A 6,325-nucleotide genomic window follows, 5' to 3' on the forward strand; every position below is an offset into this window, starting at 1 on the left:
ACTTCATTGATTTTATAAACCATATAAGCTAATTTACGGACGGACACAAACAAGGAAGGTTTGTCGCACCTTAATGCAAACCCGAAACCATCTGTTGTAATAAATATGGAGGTGTTGTACCTCGTTACTCTCCTTTTAGTCAATTTTTTCGAAAAGTATCAAACATAATCTTTCCCAGACTTGTGTTTTATTCTGCACCACCAGGACATTTATGATGAAAATCCTTTCTCGTTACATTGCTGTTGAGTATTTTCGTTTTTTTCTGCTACTTCTGATTGCCTTCACACTCATCACACTCATTGGCAATCTTTTCAGTCAAATCAGTGACGCCTTTGAGGACTGGGTCCATTTTCGTGAATTCCTCAAAGAAACCGCATTGATGCTGCCTTCATTGATTGAATTAATCACCCCCATGTCTGTTTTGATTGCCACTATCGCGACCTTTAGCGCACTGAGTCGGACCTCCGAGATTGTCGCCATGCGAGCCGCAGGTGTCGGATTTATTCAGTTAGCCACCCCCATCCTGATCATGACCAGCATGATTTCCATTTATACTTATGGAGTTCAGCATTATGCATACAACTGGATGTGGGAACGTTGGCACAGCGATACCATGTCCGAGAGCTTTGTTCCGCTCTGGAAAATAGGTATTGATCAGACTGTATACTATTTTGGCAAGCGGTATCCGAACCAGACCGTCGAAGCTGTAACATTTTTCAGATGGCAGGCCAATCCGTATCGCATTATTGAACAATCCAGCATGGACAAAGGCAATATGGCCCCAGATAAATGGGTTTTTGAAAAAATTTCCCAGAAAATGATAACCGGAGACCGATTGAAGATTGCGGACCTGGATTCATGGGAAACATCACTCAAACAACTTCCCTCTGTTCCGTTTACAGCGCCATGGCCTGCGCATAACCAACCTTTTTTCACACTTTACCAGAATATTATGGAACTGCAGAAGGAAGGACAGGATGTCAATGGACATTGGGTGGAATGGTACCAGAAAACAGCTTATCCTGTCAGTTTGTTCATCATGGCCTTGATCGGCATCGCTCTTTCCGCAACCCACGCCAGACGTGGAGGTGCCTCTGAATCGATTGCCATCAGTTGTCTCCTGGGTGTCTTTTTCTGGATTTTCAATCAGATCTTTCTGGCGATAGGCAGTGCCGGTGTGGTCATTCCCATCATTGCGGCATGGACCACCAACAGCATTTTTTTTGTGATTGCCTGTTTCCTGTTTTATTGGAAACGGATTTAACCTGGTTTCACCTTCCCGGCACACGGTCAATAATATTTCTTGTAACTGTAAGTGGGGAAACGCTAACATGCCGTTCAATCATGGTTTTTGTAACCAGGTTGTGGCATAAAAATCTTAAAACGCACAAGACAGGATGTCTTATGACTCAAACACCTCCCGTGGTATATGATGAAAGTAAGATCACGACACTTTCGTCACTGGAACACATTCGACTCAGGCCCGGTATGTATATCGGACGTTTGGGCAATGGATCGCATCCAACTGATGGAATTTATGTTCTGCTCAAAGAAATTATCGACAATGCCATTGATGAATACATCATGGGTTTCGGTAAAAAAATTCAGATCACAATTCGTGACAATCGTCTCTCTGTCAGGGATTATGGCCGCGGCATTCCCCAAGGCAAGCTCGTAGAATGTGTTTCAACCATCAATACCGGCGCAAAATACAACAGTGAGGTCTTTCAATTCAGCGTTGGACTCAATGGTGTCGGTACCAAAGCCGTCAATGCGCTGTCACAATTTTTTTCGGTCACATCCTTTCGGGAAGGCTATGCGGTCAATGCCCAGTTCAGTAAGGGGACTCTCACAGCAACCACCCCAAAAACCCCGGCCAAAGAAAAAGACGGAACACTTGTCGAGTATGTGGCGGATTCTGAAATTTTCCCCAGTTACACCTATGACCATGAGTTTATTGAAAAACTTCTCTGGAACTATGCGTATCTGAACAGCGGATTGACACTGACATTCAATGGGCAGACTTTTAAATCCGAGAATGGTTTACTCGATTTGCTGGCCCAGGAAGTCAAGGAAGACCATTTGTATGATATTGTGCATTTCCGTGGGAAGAGCCTCGAATACTCTTTCACTCACACCGATAACTATGGTGAAGATCATTACAGTTTCGTCAATGGACAGTATACCAATAGCGGTGGCACCCATCTGAGCGCCTTCAGGGAAGGCATGCTCAAAGGACTCAATCAGTTTTTTAAAGCGAATTATGATGGTCCAGATGTTCGGGATGGCTTGATCGGGGCTGTTTCTGTCAAAGTGAAAGAGCCGATTTTTGAATCCCAGACCAAAAACAAACTGGGCAACACGGATGTTCGTGCCTGGATTGTGCCTGAAGTCCGCGATTCATTGGTGGATTACCTGTATAAACATCCTGACATCGCGGATCAGATCAAACAGAAGGTTCTTTCCAATGAGCGCATCCGGAAAGAATTGATGAATGTCAAAAAAGCCGCCCGGGATAACTCAAAAAAGACAGCACTCACCATTCCCAATCTCAAGGACTGTAAATTTCATTTGAACAATAAAAACGGACGCGGTGAGGAATCCATGATTTTCATCACCGAAGGACAGTCTGCCGGGGGTAGCATGATCAGCTCGAGAGATGTGATGACTCAGGCCATTTTCTGCCTCAAGGGAAAACCCTTGAACTGCTGGGGACTGGGACGCGAGACCATTTATAAGAATGCGGAACTCTACAACATCATGAAAGCACTGGGTATTGAAGATGACATTGAAGATCTCCGCTACAACAAAATCATCATCGCGACAGATGCCGACGTGGATGGCTTGCATATCCGCAATCTCCTGCTGACTTTTTTTCTGCAATATTTTGAAACCCTTGTGCAAAAAGGTCATGTGTATATCCTCGAAACCCCGTTGTTCAGGGTACGGAATCAGAAAATCACTCAGTATTGTTATTCTGATGAAGAAAAAGAAAAATCTGTCATCAAGCTTAAAAAAGGTTCAGGACTGGAAATTACGCGATTCAAGGGCCTCGGTGAAATATCGCCCAAAGAATTCGGACAGTTTATTGGCAAAAGCATGCGTGCGGTTCCTGTGGGAATTGAACATACACATGATGTGAAAGATCTGCTCAATTTTTATATGGGCACCAACACTTCGGAACGCAAACGTTATATCATGGATCATCTGGTATAGGTTTTCACAATGGATATGTTACTCAACATTTACAACAAGGGCGGGATCATGATGGTTCCTCTTGCGTTATGTTCCATCATCATGATCATGCTGATCGTGGAGCGTGCGCTGGCCTTGAGAAGCAGTCGACTGCTTCCGCCACGTGATCTTGAACGCTTGAGAACCCTCATTTCCAGCAAAGCGACACCCCCCAAGGAACTAAACCCTTCTACAGCACATCCGACAGGACGTATTCTGGATTATGCGGTCAGTGTTCTGCCGGCTTCCGCAGAACATTTTAAGGAGGCGTTGTCTGACCAGGCCCGTCGTGAGCGTCATTATCTCGAGCGGGGACTTGTTGTGCTGGAAATCATTGTCGGAATCGCGCCTTTACTGGGATTGCTGGGAACCGCACTGGGCATGATTGATGTGTTCAACCATCTTTCCCTGGAAGGTGCTGGCCGGGCAGATGCGTTGAGCCGGGGAATTTCAGAAGCACTCATCACGACCGTTGTCGGTTTGTGTATCGGCATTCCGTCGCTTGTCGCATTCAATCTCTTTACCCGCAAAATCGAGTCCATCGGCCTGCTGATTGAAGAAGAATCCATGTTTTTTTATTACAAACTGTTTGGCGACTGATTTTCACGATGCAACTTTTTGAAAAACAAAAAACCCGCCCATCCATCAACCTCACACCGTTGATTGACATCCTGTTCCTGCTCATCATTTTTTTCGTTGTTTCCTCAAAAATCATTGGTGACAGCGGCATCGGGATTGTTTTACCACAAAGTTCACAAGGGGAATCGGCACCTGTCACCCTGCCCATGCTGTTGATTGATTCCAGCCAGACCATCTGGCTCAATGGAACATCTGTCAAAATGGAAGAGCTCATTCCGAAACTTGGCGACTTAAGAAAAGCTGTTATCACAGAAACACTCATCCTCCATGTGGATAAGCGAGTTCCACATGGTATTGTGATCCAACTCATGGATGACGCGAAAAAATCCGGCTTCCGTAAAATTGTTTTTGGCACAGAATCCCGGTCTGAAAGTTGATTTTAGCTCAACAGACTGAAGAGCGAAAACCCTTTTAACAACACGTTTAGTTTGTAAGCGTTCAGCTTTCAGTATTCAGCTTTCAGTGTTTATGCGCCTCAGAAGCCTTATGACTCAATAGCAGAAAATATCGTTTGGCTTCCAGGCCTTGAGAATTCCTGAAAACTGATAGCAGACGGCTGAACGCTTACTTTAGTTTTAACAATACCTGAGAAATGGCAAAAGACTAAGTTGTAACAGTTTGCTCGTGCCCTACGTCCCGTGGGGCACGTTATCCCTCAGGCGAAGCAGAGCTTCGCACCCACTGGAGGTGGGTCATGGAACGGTTACGAACGGGACGTTCGTAACCAGAAAGGTTTCCATGTTATTTTTTGAATGTTCCTTAGGAGAATCGGCCTATGAAAATGACCATCAAAGTTTTTCGTCAATATACGGTGTTGATCATTGTGGGTGCCATGTTGGGATTACTGTTCCACATGGGCCTGATTACACTGGATTCCATGTTGCTGGAAAAACCGATGTATATTGATCTGGAAAAAAATTTCTGGCAATCCGCTTTTTCCTTCCCGTTCCTTCCAATGCTTATTCTGGAAGTCCTGTTATCGACTGTTACTATTTTTTTATGGATCTCGATGAAACGTGCCATCCATCGTGCGCATGAGCTGGATTTGAAACGTGAAAATCACGAAACAACGGTGAAATCATTTCAAAAGATCATGGCACTCTTGGGCGAACATATCGCCTCCAACAACAATCAGATCCTGAATAAAATTGAGTTCAGAAGAAAACAGGGACAACAGACATCAGAAACCATTGAAAATGCCAGCAGGAATATTTCCCAAATTTTGAAGATCCTCTCAGAAGTCAGTTATGTGGAACCATATCTGTCTACTCAACAAAACAGAGGACTGAACTTACATGCGGAACTGGAACGACGGATCAATGAGATGAAGGAATTGCAAAAATCCAGATTGGCAGATTCAGGGAAATTCGAAAAAACATAAGGAATGTATGAAAAACAGATTAACAGGATGGTTGATTATTTTATTATTATCCACTGGATTCACATGGGGGGGAGAGATTCGGGGACAGGTGAATCTGCTGCGGTTATCCGAAAATGGCCCATGGATAAACACGGGGGATCACGCGAATGCTGTGGTATTTGTCCTTGGTTTTGATGAACCAGCCGAATCCAGCCACGTTTATCTGGACCAGAAAAATAAATCCTTTGTTCCGTCAGTGGTAGTCGTCGCGCAAAATCAGAGTGTCGGATTCAGAAATTTTGATCCGATCAGTCATAATATTTTTTCACTCTCCAGAACAAAACCCTTTGATTTGGGATTATACAAGGCTCCTGTTGAAAAAAGTATCCTGTTTGATGTTCCAGGTTTGGTGAAAGTCTTTTGCAACATTCACCACCAGATGAGTGCCAATATTCTTGTGTTAAAGAATAATAAATATCAGGTGACATCGACAGATGGGCGCTATCACATTCAGAACATTCCTGCCGGAGAACATAAAATCAGAGTCTGGACAGAGGGTGGCTCACTGGTTTCCCGAGATATCCATGTCACAAAAGACTCAAGCGACACCATTGATTTTGAAATTCAGGTTCAGCAAAGCCTGGCTGAACATCTGAATAAATTTGGAAAACCGTATAAAGATTACTGATTATTCTGATATCCCTGATCTTGCGGATACAGAATCGGGGACTCTCAGATTCCTTAGAAAAAACACATTGCAATCAGTGAGTTCATGACTTTAAAAATACATTCTAACCGTTCTTTAGCACAAATCCATCACTTCAAATTCTTTGAAAGAATGCCCTGTCTGCACTGTTACAGCATCTCCCGCCATTTTCCCTGTCAGTGCCAGGCCTAATGGCGAGGCCGGAGTAATGACCACAATTTCAGAGGAATCATGATACAGTTTCATTCCCCCCGCACAGGCTTAACTTTGGACACATTTTTTTGTTAAAAGTTAATGTTGATAAAGAGGAGTGTTGAACGATTATTTTTTTCAAAATTAAAGCAAATTTTTATCTGAAACAATCCATCAACCGCTTCTGAGAGACC

The 6,325-nt window shown here is 43.8% G+C and carries 7 protein-coding genes; 6 read left to right on the plus strand and 1 reads right to left on the minus strand.

Going from position 1 to position 6,325, the window contains the following annotated elements:
* Nucleotides 1-211: 211 nt before the first annotated feature.
* The 6 genes from HQM11_06545 (at nucleotide 212) to HQM11_06570 (ending at nucleotide 5,921) form a co-directional block, all read left to right on the plus strand.
* Entirely contained in the window at nucleotides 212-1,264 is a 1,053-nt protein-coding gene (locus HQM11_06545) for an LptF/LptG family permease (protein ID MBF0350671.1), read from the plus strand.
* A 224-nt stretch (nucleotides 1,265-1,488) separates the two neighbouring features.
* Entirely contained in the window at nucleotides 1,489-3,216 is a 1,728-nt protein-coding gene (locus tag HQM11_06550) for a type IIA DNA topoisomerase subunit B (protein MBF0350672.1), read from the plus strand.
* Between the two features lie 15 nt (nucleotides 3,217-3,231).
* Nucleotides 3,232-3,834: a MotA/TolQ/ExbB proton channel family protein gene (locus HQM11_06555; GenBank protein ID MBF0350673.1), complete on the plus strand. Its 603-nt coding sequence runs from the start codon at nucleotides 3,232-3,234 to the stop codon at nucleotides 3,832-3,834.
* Between the two features lie 8 nt (nucleotides 3,835-3,842).
* Nucleotides 3,843-4,250 (plus strand): biopolymer transporter ExbD, encoded by a 408-nt coding sequence (locus HQM11_06560; protein ID MBF0350674.1) that lies wholly within the window; start codon nucleotides 3,843-3,845, stop codon nucleotides 4,248-4,250.
* A 398-nt stretch (nucleotides 4,251-4,648) separates the two neighbouring features.
* On the plus strand, nucleotides 4,649-5,254 hold the full coding sequence (locus tag HQM11_06565; GenBank protein ID MBF0350675.1) for a hypothetical protein: 606 nt from the start codon (nucleotides 4,649-4,651) through the stop codon (nucleotides 5,252-5,254).
* A gap of 7 nt (nucleotides 5,255-5,261) precedes the next feature.
* Complete coding sequence (locus HQM11_06570; protein MBF0350676.1) at nucleotides 5,262-5,921, plus strand: hypothetical protein; 660 nt, start codon at nucleotides 5,262-5,264, stop codon at nucleotides 5,919-5,921.
* Nucleotides 5,922-6,035: 114 nt separating this feature from the next.
* Here HQM11_06570 and HQM11_06575 read toward each other — a convergent pair whose 3' ends face one another.
* A complete protein-coding gene (locus HQM11_06575; protein MBF0350677.1) occupies nucleotides 6,036-6,185 on the minus strand; it encodes a GreA/GreB family elongation factor in 150 nt (49 codons plus the stop codon).
* Between the last annotated feature and the right edge of the window lie 140 nt (nucleotides 6,186-6,325).

The organism is SAR324 cluster bacterium (assembly GCA_015232315.1).
Taxonomy (GTDB): Bacteria; SAR324; SAR324; order SAR324; family NAC60-12; genus JADFZZ01.